This window comes from Streptomyces sp. NPDC088707 (genome assembly GCF_044752725.1).
Taxonomy (GTDB): Bacteria; Actinomycetota; Actinomycetes; order Streptomycetales; family Streptomycetaceae; genus Streptomyces.
Genome location: NZ_JBIVLV010000001.1, coordinates 774,556 through 789,641, shown reverse-complemented (window position 1 = coordinate 789,641; position 15,086 = coordinate 774,556). Strand labels below are relative to the sequence as shown.

General features: G+C 71.6%; 13 protein-coding genes and 1 pseudogene. 10 read left to right on the top strand and 4 right to left on the bottom strand.

The window, feature by feature from the left end; genetic code table 11:
* Nucleotides 1-54 precede the first annotated feature (54 nt).
* Complete coding sequence (locus ACIP84_RS03520; protein ID WP_401793997.1) at nucleotides 55-1,299, bottom strand: serine hydrolase domain-containing protein; 1,245 nt, start codon at nucleotides 1,297-1,299, stop codon at nucleotides 55-57.
* Nucleotides 1,300-1,622: 323 nt separating this feature from the next.
* On the opposite strand from ACIP84_RS03520, the pseudogene ACIP84_RS03515 reads away from it, so the two are divergent.
* The 5 genes and pseudogenes from ACIP84_RS03515 to ACIP84_RS03495 all read left to right on the top strand — a co-directional run.
* Nucleotides 1,623-1,797: pseudogene (locus ACIP84_RS03515) on the top strand (TetR family transcriptional regulator); the annotation flags it as partial.
* A gap of 151 nt (nucleotides 1,798-1,948) precedes the next feature.
* Entirely contained in the window at nucleotides 1,949-2,437 is a 489-nt protein-coding gene (locus ACIP84_RS03510) for a DUF1269 domain-containing protein (protein ID WP_355962868.1), read from the top strand.
* A 48-nt stretch (nucleotides 2,438-2,485) separates the two neighbouring features.
* Complete coding sequence (locus ACIP84_RS03505; RefSeq protein ID WP_401793994.1) at nucleotides 2,486-3,580, top strand: chemotaxis protein; 1,095 nt, start codon at nucleotides 2,486-2,488, stop codon at nucleotides 3,578-3,580.
* 67 nt (nucleotides 3,581-3,647) lie between these two features.
* Entirely contained in the window at nucleotides 3,648-4,289 is a 642-nt protein-coding gene (locus ACIP84_RS03500; protein WP_355962872.1) for a hypothetical protein, read from the top strand.
* 29 nt (nucleotides 4,290-4,318) lie between these two features.
* Entirely contained in the window at nucleotides 4,319-4,822 is a 504-nt protein-coding gene (locus ACIP84_RS03495; protein ID WP_355962875.1) for a DUF1269 domain-containing protein, read from the top strand.
* Nucleotides 4,823-4,896: 74 nt separating this feature from the next.
* Here ACIP84_RS03495 and ACIP84_RS03490 read toward each other — a convergent pair whose 3' ends face one another.
* Together ACIP84_RS03490 and ACIP84_RS03485 are read right to left on the bottom strand one after the other, a co-directional pair.
* A complete protein-coding gene (locus tag ACIP84_RS03490) occupies nucleotides 4,897-6,159 on the bottom strand; it encodes an arginine deiminase (RefSeq protein ID WP_401793991.1) in 1,263 nt (420 codons plus the stop codon).
* A 60-nt stretch (nucleotides 6,160-6,219) separates the two neighbouring features.
* Nucleotides 6,220-7,680, bottom strand: a complete 1,461-nt coding sequence (locus ACIP84_RS03485) for a basic amino acid/polyamine antiporter (RefSeq protein WP_401793989.1) — start codon at nucleotides 7,678-7,680, stop codon at nucleotides 6,220-6,222.
* Between the two features lie 436 nt (nucleotides 7,681-8,116).
* On the opposite strand from ACIP84_RS03485, the gene ACIP84_RS03480 reads away from it, so the two are divergent.
* From ACIP84_RS03480 to ACIP84_RS03470, 3 genes are all read left to right on the top strand, one after another.
* Nucleotides 8,117-9,526 (top strand): family 2B encapsulin nanocompartment shell protein, encoded by a 1,410-nt coding sequence (locus ACIP84_RS03480; protein ID WP_401793986.1) that lies wholly within the window; start codon nucleotides 8,117-8,119, stop codon nucleotides 9,524-9,526.
* Between the two features lie 108 nt (nucleotides 9,527-9,634).
* The gene (locus ACIP84_RS03475) at nucleotides 9,635-11,041 is read left to right on the top strand and encodes a family 2 encapsulin nanocompartment cargo protein terpene cyclase (protein ID WP_401793983.1); all 1,407 of its coding nucleotides are present in this window, start codon (nucleotides 9,635-9,637) and stop codon (nucleotides 11,039-11,041) included.
* A gap of 3 nt (nucleotides 11,042-11,044) precedes the next feature.
* Nucleotides 11,045-11,941, top strand: a complete 897-nt coding sequence (locus tag ACIP84_RS03470) for a geranyl diphosphate 2-C-methyltransferase (protein WP_355962888.1) — start codon at nucleotides 11,045-11,047, stop codon at nucleotides 11,939-11,941.
* A gap of 72 nt (nucleotides 11,942-12,013) precedes the next feature.
* Here the strand turns inward: ACIP84_RS03470 and ACIP84_RS03465 are convergent, their stop codons facing one another.
* Nucleotides 12,014-12,262, bottom strand: a complete 249-nt coding sequence (locus ACIP84_RS03465) for a PfkB family carbohydrate kinase (RefSeq protein WP_401793980.1) — start codon at nucleotides 12,260-12,262, stop codon at nucleotides 12,014-12,016.
* Nucleotides 12,263-12,411: 149 nt separating this feature from the next.
* Here ACIP84_RS03465 and ACIP84_RS03460 point away from each other — a divergent pair, with 149 nt between their 5' ends.
* Entirely contained in the window at nucleotides 12,412-13,554 is a 1,143-nt protein-coding gene (locus ACIP84_RS03460) for a S1 family peptidase (RefSeq protein ID WP_401793977.1), read from the top strand.
* A gap of 124 nt (nucleotides 13,555-13,678) precedes the next feature.
* Nucleotides 13,679-14,767, top strand: coding sequence for a chitinase (locus ACIP84_RS03455; RefSeq protein WP_355962894.1), 1,089 nt, complete (start codon nucleotides 13,679-13,681; stop codon nucleotides 14,765-14,767).
* Nucleotides 14,768-15,086: the final 319 nt, after the last annotated feature.

The window sequence follows — 15,086 nt, the reverse complement described above, 5'->3', positions numbered from 1 at the left end:
GTGAGGCTCCGACGGTGGCGGCGGAGCCTCGGCCCGGGTCACGCGGTCCGGGGCTCAGCCGATCGCGAGCGGGTCCCCCGGGGCGAGCGCGGCCGCGATCCGCTCGGCCACCACCTCGGCCTGGTTGCCCTCGGGCGTGGTCGCCGTCTTGGTCGCCGAGACCGCGATGGCGAGGCGCTTGGACGGGAGGTACGCCTGGATGGCGGCGTACCCCGAGAACGACGGGTTCTGCAGGATCCAGCCGTTGACCACGATGACACCGAGACCGAAGTGGGCCGCCTCGGTCTGCTTGAGGCAGATCGTCGCGGGACAGGTCGCGGTCCCGCCGCCGAGACCGACGGTGCCCGGGTTGATCAGGGTGCGGTACGAGCGGGGCGAGAGCAGCTCTCCGCTGCCGATGGCCTGCGCCGAGCGCGCCAGATCGCAGATGTCTGTGGTGATCACGGCGCCGGGCCCGGTGGTCCACGACGGGTTCCAGAACGTGGACTCCTCGTAGAGGCCGCGGTCCGAGGTGAAGGCGTGCAGGACGGGGCGCGGGATGTCGGGCGTGAAGTTGTTCTGCGTGTTCCGCAGCTCCAGCGGACCCGTGACCTTCTCCCTCACCAGGCGGTCGATCCGTACGCCGGTGATCTTCTCCAGTGCCTCGATCAGGTAGACGTAGTTGGCGTGGGAGTAGCTCCAGCTCGTGCCCGGCTCGTACCAGAAGGAGTGGCGGAGCGGATACGCGACCAGCTGCTCGGGGGTCCACGCCCGGAAGGGGTGGGCCTCCAGCTCCGTCAGGAACTCGGGGTCGGTGACGTAGTCGTGGAGGCCCGTGGTGTTGGACGCCAGCATGCGCAGGGTGATCCGGTTCGCCTTGGGCAGGTCGGGAAGCCAGCGCTCCACGGTGTCGTCGAGCCGGACCCGCCGCTCCTCGACCAGCCTGAGGAGGGCCGTCGAGATATGGGCGAAGGCCACGGACCCGGCGCGGAAGTGCATGCCCGGCTCGGCCGGGACGCCGGTCATGGACTCGCCGAGCGCGTCGGTGAGGACCTCGCGCCCGTCGACCGTGACCCGTACCTGCACGGCGTTCAGGCGGAGGTCCTTCTTGGCCTTGCGGGTGATGTCCAGGACCGTGCGGGCCTTCGCGTCGAGGCGGCCCTCGGTCCGCACGCAGTCGGACCCGCCGCGGCCGCCGGGACCCTCGGCGAGCGCGGGTGCCACGACCGTGGTCTGGACGGCGAGGGCGAGGAGGGCGGCGCAGAGCAGGGCCCTGCGGGACCGCGCACGCGTGCGCGGGGAGAGGGGGGTGTGCGTCATGCCCCGCACTATGTCCGGGCGGACGGTCGACCCCGGGGCGAACACTCCGCGGACCGCCCGAGACCCGCCCGTGTGGGGCAGAGTGCAGCGCCGTCCGGCCGCGTCACGGGACGGCGGGCGCGCGCGCACGCCCGGCTTCGGGTCGGTGACCGGGCGCGCCGCGCGGCGGAGGTGGTGCTCCGCCCGGACGGCCCCCACGACCGCCACGATCACGCGGAACGCGATGAGCGTCTCGGCCCGGAAGAACGCCAGGTGGTCGGGGAGACTGCCGAGGGGCGGCGCCCCCGGGGGCGGGGTTCCGGAAGGCGGCCGAGCGCACGCGGGGCATGGTGCGGCCGATGGCGTCGGCGGCCGCACTCGCCGCCTCCGCGGAACGGCTCACCGCACTCCTGGAGGGCCTGAGCATGCGCCGGCTGAGCGGCGGCATCGCGATCGACCGCGCGCACGCTGCTGCGGGAAGCGGTCGACGTGGAGCTGGCCGCGCTGAACCGCCGGTAGCCCGGACGGTCCGAGGAGCCGCCGACCGTCGGGTCGCGCGGCTGCGCGCCCGCGTGGAACCCGTACGCCCGTTGAGGGGAACACCGAGTCGCGAGGGTGGACATATCGGGACACGATGACACTTCATGGCCCCTTCTCCCAGGAGGCGGGAATGGCTGAGCTCATCGTCATCGGATACGACGACCCCCACGTGGCCGAGCAGGCGTACGGCACGGTCCACGAGCTGCAGCGCGACTACGTCGTGCACCTCAACGGGCTCGCCGTCGTCTCCGTCGACGCGGACGGCAGCACCCACGTCGACACCGACAGCCGCGTCGTCGGTGTCTCCGCCACCTCCGGTGCCGTGTGGGGTGCCATCTTCGGCCTTCTCTTCCTGCTTCCCGGCGTGGGACTCCTGACCGGAGCCGCCCTCGGCGGCCTCGTCGGGAAGATCAGCAAGTCCGGCGTCGACGACCGGTTCCGCCAGCAGGTGGAGGACCTCCTCAAGCCCGGTTCGGCCGCGGTCGTGATCATGGCCTCGAAGGTCACCGACGACAAGTTCACCGTGGCCATGCGGCCCCACGGCGGCACCGTCCTCAAGACCTCGCTCAGCGACGAGGACGAGAAGGAGCTGGCCGAGCAGCTCGCCGGCCCCCAGTAGCCGGCCGCCCCACCGCAGGACCGCCGGAATCGTCAGGAAGGCTTCCCCATGGACCCCGCGCTCAGCAGCGACGTACTCGCGAAGCTGCGACAGCCCCGCCCGTACCCCGCCGTGTCCCTCGTGATGCCCACCCACCGTCGCGAGCCGGACAACACCCAGGACCCCGTACGGCTCCGCAACCTCGTGGCCGCGGCGGAGAAGGCCATCCAGGACGACCCGGCGGTGACCCGCGAACGGCGCGCCGACGTCCTGGACCAGCTCAGCCGCGCGGTGGCCGAGACCGACCTCGCGCACGCCGAGGACGGCCTGGTCGTCTTCGTGGCCCCGGGGGAGCACTACGTGTGGACCGTGGCCCGGTCGGTCCCCGAGCGCGTCGTCGTCGCCGACACCTTCCTCACCAGGAACCTCGTCGCAGCCCGGGCCGCCGAGCAGCCCTCCTGGGCGCTCGCCGTCTCCGCCGACCGCGTCTCGCTCTGGAGCGCCAGCCCCGAGCGGGTCACCGAGCACACCGGGGACGGCTTCCCGCTCACCCGCAGCCTCGAAGACCCGGACGCGGAGCGCAAGGAGCGCATCGGCGACCTGCCCAGCACCTTCCAGGACGAGGCCACCCGCCAGTTCCTGCGCGAGGCCCACACGGCTCTGCGGGCCGTCCTCGCCTCCGCGCCGCGCCCGCTGTACGTGATCGGCGAACCCGCCGCCCTCGCGCTCCTCGAGGACACCGGACCGCTCCAGCCGGGCGCGACACCCGTCCACCACGGAGGGCTCGCGAAGGGACCGGCCACCGCTGTCCAGGAGGCCGTCGAACCCGCCCGCGTCGCCCGCGAGAACGCCGCGGCGACCACCGTCCTGGCCGAGCTCGACGCGGCCAGGGGACGCCGCGAGTTCGCCGGCGGCATCGACGAGGTGTGGCAGGCCGTGAAGGAGGGCCGCATCCGGCTGCTCGCCGTCGAGGACCACTACCGGACCGTCGTACGCGACGAGGGGGGCCATCTGGAGCCCGCCGAGCCCTCCGAGCCCGCGTCACGGGACGACATGGTCGACGAGATCGTCGAGCGGGCCCTCGACACCGGCGCCGAGGTCCAGTTCGTCCGCGACGACACCCTGCTCGACATGGATCGCATCGCCGCCGTCCTCCGCTACTGACGACGCGACCGCACACCGCACCAAGCCACCGACGTACGAGAACGCTCACGAGAAGAGGACGCATCCTGTGAACCCCACATCGGCGCGCGCCAGGCGGGCGGTCCGCGCACGGGCGGCGAGCGCGGCCGCGGCCGTCGTCGTCACGGCCCTCGGCGCGGCCGGCCTCGTGTCCTGCGACACCGGGAACGACGACACCGGCAGCCCCGCCTTCAGCGAACGCCCCTCGGCCCCCGACACGGCCGGCTTCACGGGCGAACTGCCCTCTTCCGTCGCCTCGTCGGGTGCCGCCGCGGTCGAGTCCGCCCGTGCGTCCGCCTCGTCCGCGGCGGCCTCCGCCTCCGCGCGGGAGGCCGAGCGCAAGGCGTCCATCGGCGCGGCGATCGAGCGCTCGCGCCAGGAGGCCGAGGACGAGCTGGAGGACGTGAAGGCCCCGGGCAACGCGCTGAACGAGGTCGCGATGACCGGCAAGCCCCGTGCGGACACCGGCGGCGTGCTGACGGTCGTCCTGAACATCACCAACAAGACGAACGAGGAGGCCTCCTACGCCGTGCAGGTCGACTTCCTCGACCCCTCGGGCAAGGTCGTCGAGACGCAGTTCGTCGGCGTGGAGGACCTCCAGCCGGGCGAGCGGCAACAGCCGCTGGTCATCAGCCGGCAGCCCCCCGAGCCGGTGCTGACCCCGCGGCTCACCAAGGCACAGCGGTACTGACGCCAGGACTGACACAGGAGGAGAGCCGTATGTCCGAACTCATCGTCCTCGGCTACGACGATCGCGCCGTCGCGAACAGGGTCTTCGCCGAGGTGCAGAAGCTGGGGGACAGCCACGCGATCGAACTGACCGGGCTCGCCGTCGTCTCGGTGGACGCGGACGGCAAGACCCATGTGGACACCCCGGCGAGGAGGAAGGGGGAGGCCGCCCTCTCGGCCACCGCCGGCGCCCTCTGGGGCATGGTCTTCGGCATGATCATCCTCACGCCGGGGATCGGCGTGGTGGGCGCCGCCGTCGGCGGACTCATCGGCAAGCTGAACCAGATGGGCGTCGACAACAAGTTCCGCGACAAGGTCCAGTCGCTGCTGACACCCGGTTCGTCCGCCGTCGTGGTGATGGCGTCGAGGGTCGCCGAGGACAAGTTCGCCGCGGCCGTGGAGCAGTTCGGCGGAACCGTGCTCAAGACCTCCCTGTCGGAGGAGAGCGAGCGGGAGCTCGCCGAGCAGCTGGCGGGCCCCGACGCGACCGGCTGACCCGCCCGGAGCGCGCCCGGACCGGCCCCCCTCCCCGACGCCGCGGGGCGGGGGGCCGGTCCGTTCGCGCGCGGTCAGAACTCGACCGCGTCCCGGATCAGCGGGCACGTCATGCAGTGGCCGCCGCCGCGCCCCCGGCCGAGCTCGGCGCCCACGATGGTGATGACCTCGACGCCCGCCTTGCGCAGCAGCGTGTTGGTCTGGGTGTTGCGGTCGTACGTGAAGACGACCCCGGGTTCGAGGGCGACGGCGTTGTTGCCGCTGTCCCACTGCTGCCGCTCGGAGGCGTACACGTCGCCGCCGGTCTCGATGACCCGGAGCTTCGGCAGACCGAGGCCCTTGGCGACCACGTCGACGAACGGGGTGCCGCCCTCGTCGGTGATGTCCACGCCCGGGGCCTTGGCGCCGGGCCGCAGCGTGAAGGCGTGGACCGAGTCCATGATCTTCGGGTAGAGCGTGACGATGTCCCGGTCGGCGAAGGTGAAGACGGTGTCCAGGTGCATCGCGGCGCGCAGCTTCGGCATGCCCGCGACGATGACCTGGTCGGCCGCTCCCCTCTCGAACAGCGAGGCGGCGACCTGGGTGATGGCCTGCCGCGAGGTGCGCTCGCTCATGCCCATGAGGACCACGCCGTTGCCGACGGGCATGATGTCGCCGCCCTCGAAGGTGGCCTGGCCCCAGTCCCGCTCGGGGTCGCCCCACCAGACGGTGGCGTCCCTGTAGTCGGGGTGGAAGGTGTAGATCGCCTTCATGAGCAGGGTCTCGCCGTGCCGCGCCGGCCAGTACAGCGGGTTGAGCGTCACACCGCCGTACAGCCAGCAGGTGGTGTCGCGGGTGTAGAGCGTGTTCGGCAGCGGCGGCATCAGGTACTCGCGTACTCCCGTGGCCTCACGGGCCAGGGACACGTAGCCGGAACGGAACGCGTCGGGCAGGTCGGCCGTCGACAGGCCGCCGATCAGGTACTCGGCCAGATCGCGGGCCGCCACGGAGTCCAGGAAGGCGCGGGTGTCGTCGATCAGGCCCAGACCGACCTCATTGGCGGTGATCTTCCGGTCGAGGAGCCAGGCCCGCGCCTCGGGGATCGCCATCGTCTCGGTGAGCAGATTGTGGAGCTCCACGACCTCGACGCCCCGCTGGGTCAGCTTGTTGACGAAGTCGGCGTGGTCGCGCTGCGCGTTCTCCACCCACATCACGTCGTCGAACAGCAGGTCGTCCGAGTTGGTCGGGGTCAGCCGGCGGTGGGCGAGCCCCGGGGAGCAGACAAGGACCTTGCGGAGCCGTCCGACCTCGGAGTACACGCCGAGCGCGGGCTTGGCGGAAGCGTCGTTGCTGGTCATGCGGGGCCTTTCGGGGACGGGATGACGAGAGGACGGACGGACCGGAGCACGACCGCGGGATCAGAGGCTGATCCAGCCGGTCGCGAGGGCCGCGACGCCCATGACGGCGCCGGCGATCGAGACGGCGAGGATCACCAGCTCGCGCGGCGAGAAGAGCTGCCTGCCCTGCTCGCGCCGGGCCTTGACGAACAGGAAGGTCGCGGGCGCGTAGATGATGAAGGAGACGAGGACGAACTTGAGCCCGGCCGCGAACAGCAGGAACGCCGTGTACACCGTGGCGAGGGCGGCCATGACCAGCTCGCTCCGGGTGCTCCGGCCCGCCACCTTCTCCCGCTCGGGTCGCACCGCGATCTTCACCGCGAACGCGGCGGCGAGCAGGAAGGGGATCAGGCTGAGCGCGCTGGTCAGGTCGAGGGCGAAGTTGAAGGCGTCGTCGGAGAACGCCGTGACGACGAGGACGACCTGGCTGAGGGCCGTGGTCATGAGCAGGGCGGGCACGGGCACGTCGTCGCCGCTGGAGCGCCCCAGGAAGCGCGGCATGTCCTCGTCCTTGGCCGCCACGAAGAGCACCTCGGCGGCCATCAGAGTCCAGGCGAGATAGGCGCCGAGGACGGAGATGATCAGGCCGACGCTGACGAAGACCTTGCCCCAGGTGCCGACGGCCGCCTCCAGGACCCCCGCCATGGAGGGCTGCCGCAGCTCGGCGATCTCGGCCATCGGCAGGATGCCGTACGACACGATGGTCACCGAGGCGAAGACGGAGAAGACGCTGAGGAAGCCCAGGATCGTCGCCCGGCCCACGTCCTCGCGGCGCTTGGCGTGCCGGGAGTACACGCTGGCGCCCTCGACTCCGAGGAAGACGAAGACGGTGGCGAGCATGGTGCCGCGGACCTGGTTGAACAGCGAGCCGGCGTAGTCGGCGCCACCCCAGTTGTCCGCGAAGACGGACGCGTCGAGGGAGAACAGGGCCAGGATGACGAAGACGATGATCGGCACGACCTTGGCCACCGTCACGATCCGGTTGATCGCGGCGGCCTCCTTCACCCCGCGCCGGATGAGCAGGAAGAAGGCCCACAGCCCGGCCGAGGACAGGATGATGGCGAGGGCGGTGTCGCCGTCGCCGAGCGCCGGCCAGATCGCGCCGATCGTCGACATGATGAGCACCCAGTACGTCACGTTGCCGACGCAGGCGCTCGCCCAGTAGCCGAACGCCGAGAAGAAGCCCAGGTACTCGCCGAAACCGGCCTTGGCGTACGCGTAGACACCGGCGTCCAGGTCCGGGCGGCGCACCGCGAGCGCCTGGAAGACGAAGGCGAGCATCAGCATGCCGAAGCCGGCGATCGCCCACGCGATGAGCGCGCCGGCGACACCCGTCTCCTGCGCGAACCGGCGGGGCAGCGAGAAGACGCCGGCGCCGACCATGGAGCCGACGACCATCGCGGTCAGCGTGACGAGCGTCAGTTTGGCCGCCGGCGGGGGCCCGGCGGTGGCGGCGTCTGTTCCGGTATCAGCGTGCGACATGACCTACCTCGAGGGCACTCGGTGCCCACCCCTTGAAGCGGCGAGAGATGACTGGAAGCCGAATCTAGCTGGATCGCGCCTCTTTGTCCGGGTACGCGGCTATTTGTGCTCCTTGGGGCACTCCGACCCATGGGCTCCCGGCCATGTGGCCCGAATGTCGCAGATCATCGGGTTAAACCTCGAACAGAGCAAGATCGCCGCTTCGAGGTAATGACCTCGAAGCGATGGGGTGTACGGGGGGCGCCGGCCGTTACTGTTCCCCGGGATCTGGACGGATTCCCAGAGCTTCATCCTTCTTTCTCCCCTTTCACTGCTTTTCTCTGTCTTCTCGCCGCCACCGCCGCACCGTCCTCACCGTCTTCTCGCATTCCTCCTCTCTCACTGACCGGGGCACCCGTGTGCCGGTCACCACCCCCTGCGAAGGAGAGCCCGCCCCATGACCGTCGACACGAGCCCGGAAGCACAGCAGGACACCCCGAAGCAGTCCAGCCTCAGTACCGCCGCAGCCCGGAACCTCGCCACCACGACCAAGTCCGCCCCGCAGATGCAGGAGATCAGCTCCCGCTGGCTGCTGCGGATGCTCCCCTGGGTCGAGACCAAGGGCGGCGCCTACCGGGTCAACCGCCGGCTGAGCTACACGGTCGGGGACGGGCGCATCGAGTTCGTCCAGGACGGTGCGCGCGTCCGGGTGATCCCCCGGGAGCTGGGCGAACTCGCCCTGCTGCGCGGCTTCGAGGACGAGGAGGTGCTGAACGCGCTGGCCGGCCGGTGCGTCCAGCGCGACTTCGGCGCAGGCGAGGTCCTGGTCACGCGCGGCACGCCCGCCGAGGAGATCCACCTCGTCGCCCACGGACGCATCAACCAGACCTCCCTCGGCAAGTACGACGACGAGGTGGCGGTCGCCGTCCTCGCCGACGGCGACCGCTTCGGCGAGAACGCCCTTCTGGACGCCGACGCCCGATGGGACTACACCGCCACCGCCGAGACCGCCGGCACGCTGCTCACCCTCTCCCGCGCCGAGTTCGCCGCGGTACTCGCCTCGTCGTCGGCCCTCCAGGCCCACATCGAGGAGTTCAGCTCGCTCCCGCTGCAGCGCCAGAACAAGCACGGCGAGGCCGAGATCGCGATGTCGGCCGGTCACACCGGCGAGGTCGCGCTGCCGGGCGCCTTCGTCGACTACGAGCTCAAGCCGCGCGAGTACGAACTCTCCGTCGCCCAGACCGTCCTGCGGGTCCACACCAGGGTCGCCGACCTCTACAACGGGCCGATGAACCAGACGGAGGAGCAGCTCAGGCTCACCATCGAGGCGCTGCGAGAGCGCCAGGAGCACGAGCTGATCAACAACCGGGAGTTCGGCCTCCTCCACAACGCCGACTTCAAGCAGCGGATCCAGACCCACTCCGGCCCGCCCACGCCGGACGACCTCGACGAGCTCCTCTGTCGCCGCCGCGGCACCAGGCTCTTCCTCGCCCACCCGCGGACGATCGCCGCGATCGGCCGCGAGTGGAACGCCCGCGGCCTCAACCCGGGCACCGTCGACCTCGACGGCCAGCAGGTCCTGAGCTGGCGCGGAGTCCCGCTGCTGCCCTGCAACAAGATCCCGATCACCAAGGAGAACACCAGCTCGATCCTGGCCATGCGCCTCGGCGAGGACAACCAGGGCGTCATCGGCCTCCGTCAGACGGGACTTCCGGAGGAGTACGAGCCCGGCCTCTCGGTGCGCTTCATGGGCATCAGCGAGCAGGCGATCATGTCGTACCTCGTCACCACGTACTACTCCGCCGCCATCCTCGTGCCGAACGCGCTGGGCGTGCTGGAGAACGTGGAGATCGCCCGCAGGCACTAGCGGAGCTGTCCCGCGGCCGCAACGAAGCCGCGACGGTCCGGAGCGTCCCGGGCCGGCCGACCGTGCCCGGGACCACGGACAGCCCACCACCTCACCTAGGAGTCACGGATGCCCGAACCCGGGCCTTCCCCTCTGCAGTCGAGCCTGCCCACCGCCGCCGCCCACTTCGGGATCCATGTCCTCGGGCGGGCGGCCGTGCCCACCGATACGGCCGGGGCGGCCGCGCTCACGGCCGCGGCCGCCGCCGCGACGGGCGCCGGCACCGTGCCCGTGGCCGCCTCCGCGCCCGGCACCGTGGCCGCCTCCGCGCCCGCGATCGGCGCCGCGCCCGCGGGCGCCGGCTCATCCGTCGTCGCGTCCGCCGTCATGGCCGCTCCCGCGGCGCCGTCCGGCGCCGCCGTGACCGCGCCTGCGGTAACCGGGCCGGGATTCGTCCTGCCCGGGCCCACCGGCCTCGGCACGGCGGCACTGTCCCTGGCGCGGCGCGCGGCCGCCCCCGAGCCGCCGGAACCCCCGGCGCCCGAGGCACCGGTGGTGGGCCGGCCGATCCCGGGCCTCTACTTCCACCCCGTGCCCGAACCCGATCCCGTACGGGTCGACGAGGTCAGCCGCAGGATCAAGGCCTGGGCGCTCGACGAGGTGCAGCTCTACCCCGAGGACTGGGAGGGCGAGTTCGACGGATTCTCCGTCGGGCGCTACATGGTCGCCTGCCACCCCGACGCCCCGACCGTCGAGCACCTGATGGTCGCCACGCGTCTGATGGTCGCCGAGAACGCCGTCGACGACTGCTACTGCGAGGACCACGGCGGCTCGCCCATCGGCCTCGGCGGACGGCTCCTCCTCGCGCACACCGCTCTTGACCCGCTCCACACGACGACGGAGTACCAGCCGCTCTGGGCGGAGTCGCTCCACGCGGACGCACCCCGGCGCGCCTACCGCTCCGCCATGGAGTACTTCGTCAACCAGTCGACCCCTTCGCAGGCCGACCGGTTCCGGCACGACATGGCCCGGCTGCACATGGGCTACCTCGCCGAGGCCGCCTGGGCCGAGACGGACCACATGCCGGAGGTGTGGGAGTACCTGGCGATGCGCCAGTTCAACAACTTCCGCCCCTGCCCCACCATCACCGACACCGTCGGCGGCTACGAACTCCCCGCGGACCTGCACGCCCAGCCGGCCATGCAGCGCGTCCTCGCGCTCGCGGGGAACGCGACCACCATCGTGAACGACCTGTACTCGTACACGAAGGAACTCGACAGCCCCGGCACCCACCTGAACCTGCCCGTGGTGATCGCCGACCGCGAAGGCGTCTCCGACCGCGAGGGCTATCTGAAGGCCGTCGAGGTCCACAACGACCTCATGCGCGACTTCGAGGCCGAGGCCGCCGCCCTCGCCGCGGCCTGCCCCGTCCCGACCGTCCAGCGCTTCCTGCGGGGCGTGGCCGTGTGGGTCGACGGCAACCACTACTGGCACCAGACCAACACCTACCGCTACAGCCTGCCCGATTTCTGGTAAGAAATGGATTTATCTGTGACCAGCACCGAGTACACCACTGTCACCGGCACCTCCGCGTTCGTCCCGTCCCCCGCGACGCCGTACCAGGGTGACATCGCCCGCTACTGGAACGACGAGGCCAGGCCCGTGAACCTGCGCCTGGGCGACGTCGACGGGCTCTACCACCACCACTACGGCATCGGCGCCGTCGACCACGCCGCCCTCGGGGACAGCGCGGACAGCGAGTACGAGAAGAAGCTGATCACCGAACTGCACCGGCTGGAGTCCGCGCAGGCCGAGGTCCTCCTCGACCACCTCGGAGCCATCGGGCGCGACGACACGCTCGTGGACGCAGGCTGCGGCCGCGGCGGTTCGAGCGTCATGGCCCACCAGCGCTTCGGGTGCAAGGTCGAGGGCGTCACCCTTTCCTCCACGCAGGCCGACTTCGGCAACAAGCGTGCGCGCGAGCTCGGCATCGACGACCACGTCCACGCCCAGGTCTGCAACATGCTGGACACCCCGTTCGAGAAGGGCAGCATCGCCGCCTCGTGGAACAACGAGTCGAGCATGTACGTCGACCTCGACGACCTCTTCGCCGAGCACTCCCGGTTCCTCAAGGTCGGCGGCCGCTACGTGACCATCACCGGCTGCTGGAACCCGCGGTACGGCCAGCCGTCGAAGTGGGTCTCCCAGATCAACGCGCACTTCGAGTGCAACATCCACTCCCGCCGTGAGTACCTGCGCGCGATGGCCGACCACCGTCTGGTCCCGCAGGCCGTCATCGACCTGACGCCGGACACCCTGCCCTACTGGGAGCTCCGCGCCACGTCGTCCCTGGTCACCGGCATCGAGGAGGCGTTCATCAACTCCTACAGGGACGGCTCGTTCCAGTACGTCCTGATCGCGGCCGACCGGGTCTGAGCCGGCTGAGCCCGCGGCACCGAAGGGCCCGGTCCGTCCCGCGACGGACCGGGCCCTTCCGGGCGTTCCCGCTCAGCCCCGCACCGCGGCGACCTCGTCGAGCAGCCGCGCGCGGTCGATGGCGTCGAACCCGGTGGCCGGCACGGTGCACGCGTAGGCGCCCGCCACCGCGCCGTAGAGCCCGCACCGGTCGAGGTCCTCGCCGGTCAGGCGGCTGAAGAGGAAGCCGGCGGCGAAGGCGTCGCCCGCCCCGTTGGAATCGACCACCGGCTCGCGGGGCGTGGCGGCGGGGACGTGGACCGGCCCGGCGGCGGTCAGCATGGTGGCGCCACCGGGGTGCGGCCCCCGTCGTCTTCCGGCTCGAATGTCCGGTCGTGGTATGGACCTGACAAGTGGACTGTCGCTACGGTGGCGTGCGCGCTCGCTTGAGAGCGCTCTCAGTGCCTGCTCCCCCCCACCAGGAGGCTCCTGTGAAACGTACGTCCGCCCTGCGCGCCGCCGCCGCGGCCCTGCTGCTCACCGTCGGACTCGGCGCCGCCCAGGCGGTGCCCGCCACCGCCGTCCCCACCGCCACCAAGCCCACCGCCTCGGCGGGACTCCTCGACGCCATGCGCCAGGACCTCGGGCTCACCGCACGGCAGGCCGAGGAACGGCTGGCGGCCGAACGCGCCGCGGCCCGCGTCGAGTCCGAGGCGAGGAAGGCCGCCGGCGGCTCGTACGGCGGCTCCTGGTTCGACGCGGGCACCGGGCGGCTCGTGGTCGCCCTCACCGACCGCGACGAGGAGGCCGAGGTCAAGGCGCTCGGCGCCGACACCCGGCTCGTCCGGCACAGCGCCGGTGCGCTCGACCGCGCCAAGGCGCGGCTCGACGCCCGCCCTGCCCCGGGCGGTGTCGCCGGCTGGCACGTCGACCCCCGCTCCAACAGCGTCGTCGTCACCGTCGTCCGCGCCGACCGGAACGCGCCGGCCGTCCGGGCCTTCGTCGAGCGGGCCCGCGAGACCGGACCCGTCACCGTCGCCGAAACGGCGACCGCGCCCCGTACGTACGCCGCGGGAACCGTCGGCGGCGACCCGTACTACACCGGGAACGTCCGCTGTTCCATCGGCTTCTCCGTGCACGGCGGCTTCGTCACCGCCGGGCACTGCGGCGGGGCCGGAGCCGCGGTGCGGGGCTGGGACGGTTCCGCGATGGGCACCTTCCAGGGCTCCTCGTTCCCCGGGAACGACTACGCGTACGTGAGCGTCCACAGCGGCTGGTGGACGGTGCCCGTGGTGCTCGGCTGGGGCGTGATACCGGACCGGCTCGTCAAGGGGTCCGCCGAGGCGCCGATCGGCGCGTCGATCTGCCGCTCCGGTTCCACCACCAAGTGGCACTGCGGCAGCGTCCTGGCCAAGAACGAGACGGTGAACTACAGCCAGGGCGCCGTGCAGCAGATGACGAAGACCAGTGTGTGCGCGGAGGGCGGTGACTCCGGCGGCGCGTTCATCAGCGGCGACCAGGCCCAGGGCGTCACGTCCGGCGGCTGGGGCAACTGCTCGACCGGCGGAGAGACCTGGTTCCAGCCCGTGAACGAGATCCTCAGCCGCTACGGCCTCACGCTGCACACGGCGTGACGGGCTGAGGGGCGCCCGCAACGCCCTTGCCCGCGAGGGTGGTTGACGAATGGTCTGGACCAACCTACGGTCTGCTGGAGCGCGCGCCACGCCGAGGAACACCCCCACGTCCCCAGGAGCACGCATGCCAGCGCCCCGGATCGCTCGTCTCCTCGGAGCAGGTCTCGCCACCCTGCTCGCCGCCGCCACCCTCGCGGCCCCCACCGCCGTGGCCGCCCCGTCCGCCTCCGTCGCCTCCCCGTCCGCCCCGGCGGCCGACACCTGCGCCCTCAAGCAGAAGCCCGCGGGCAAGGTGCTCCAGGGCTACTGGGAGAACTGGGACGGCGCGGCCAACGGCGTCCATCCGCCCTTCGGCTGGGCGCCCATCGACGACCCGCGCTTCGCCGCCCACGGCTACAACGTCGTCAACGCCGCCTTCCCCGTGATCCGTTCGGACGGAACGGTGCTGTGGGAGGACGGCATGGACAGCACCGTCCGTGTCTCCACCCCGGCGCAGATGTGCAACGCCAAGGCGGCGGGGGCGACGCTCCTCATGTCCATCGGCGGAGCCGCCGCGGGGATCGACCTCAACTCCCGTGCCGTCGCCGACCGGTTCATCGCGACCATCGTGCCCATCCTGAAGACGTACAACTTCGACGGGATCGACATCGACATCGAGACCGGTCTCGTCGGCAGCGGCAGCATCGGCACCCTGTCCGCGTCGCAGGCCAACCTCGTGTACATCATCGACGGCGTCCTCGCCCGCATGCCCGCCGGGTTCGGGCTGACGATGGCTCCGGAGACCGCGTACGTCACCGGCGGCAGCGTCGCCTACGGCTCGATCTGGGGCGCGTACCTGCCGATCGTCAAGAAGTACGCCGACAACGGGCGTCTGTGGTGGCTCAACATGCAGTACTACAACGGCAGCATGTACGGCTGCTCGGGCGACTCCTACGCGGCGGGCACCGTCGCCGGCTTCGTCGCGCAGACCGACTGCCTGAACCGCGGCCTGGTGATCCAGGGCACCACCATCCGGGTGCCGTACGACAAGCAGGTCCCCGGCCTGCCCGCCCAGCCGGGCGCGGGCGGTGGCCACATGGCGCCGTCGCTCGTGGCGCAGGCCTGGAACCACTACGGCGGGGCGCTCAAGGGCCTGATGACCTGGTCGGCGAACTGGGACGGGTCGAAGGGCTGGACGTTCGGCGACAACGTGAAGGCCCTCCAGGGCCGGTAGCGCCCGTCCCGCGATGCCCGCCTGGTCCGGCCCGACCGGCGCGCGCCGTGCTCGGTACCAGTGATCCGGAACCAGGATCACTGGTACCGAGCACGGCAGTTGTGCTTTGCTGGCCGTATGACCCTGCTCGTGACGCGCCGACACGTGGACTACGTGCGCGTCACGACCACGTCCTGTTCCGGCTGACCCCGAGGCCCTCGTCCCGGCAGCCGGCCGTCGCCCCGCGCGACCACCGAGCCCCCGTCACCCCCTGAGCGCCACCCTCCGGCAGCCCCTTCGGGCCCCGCCGGCACGGGCGGGCGCGAGCGGCCTCCCGGTG

Excerpts from the sequence above, each read along its gene's own strand:
- ACIP84_RS03520 (WP_401793997.1), bottom strand. The coding sequence starts at position 1,299 with ATGACGCACACCCCCCTCTCCCCGCGCACGCGTGCGCGGTCCCGCAGG.
- ACIP84_RS03510 (WP_355962868.1), top strand. The coding sequence starts at position 1,949 with ATGGCTGAGCTCATCGTCATCGGATACGACGACCCCCACGTGGCCGAG.
- ACIP84_RS03505 (WP_401793994.1), top strand. The coding sequence starts at position 2,486 with ATGGACCCCGCGCTCAGCAGCGACGTACTCGCGAAGCTGCGACAGCCC.
- ACIP84_RS03495 (WP_355962875.1), top strand. The coding sequence starts at position 4,319 with ATGTCCGAACTCATCGTCCTCGGCTACGACGATCGCGCCGTCGCGAAC.
- ACIP84_RS03490 (WP_401793991.1), bottom strand. The coding sequence starts at position 6,159 with ATGACCAGCAACGACGCTTCCGCCAAGCCCGCGCTCGGCGTGTACTCC.
- ACIP84_RS03485 (WP_401793989.1), bottom strand. The coding sequence starts at position 7,680 with ATGTCGCACGCTGATACCGGAACAGACGCCGCCACCGCCGGGCCCCCG.
- ACIP84_RS03480 (WP_401793986.1), top strand. The coding sequence starts at position 8,117 with ATGACCGTCGACACGAGCCCGGAAGCACAGCAGGACACCCCGAAGCAG.
- ACIP84_RS03475 (WP_401793983.1), top strand. The coding sequence starts at position 9,635 with ATGCCCGAACCCGGGCCTTCCCCTCTGCAGTCGAGCCTGCCCACCGCC.
- ACIP84_RS03470 (WP_355962888.1), top strand. The coding sequence starts at position 11,045 with ATGGATTTATCTGTGACCAGCACCGAGTACACCACTGTCACCGGCACC.
- ACIP84_RS03465 (WP_401793980.1), bottom strand. The coding sequence starts at position 12,262 with ATGCTGACCGCCGCCGGGCCGGTCCACGTCCCCGCCGCCACGCCCCGC.
- ACIP84_RS03455 (WP_355962894.1), top strand. The coding sequence starts at position 13,679 with ATGCCAGCGCCCCGGATCGCTCGTCTCCTCGGAGCAGGTCTCGCCACC.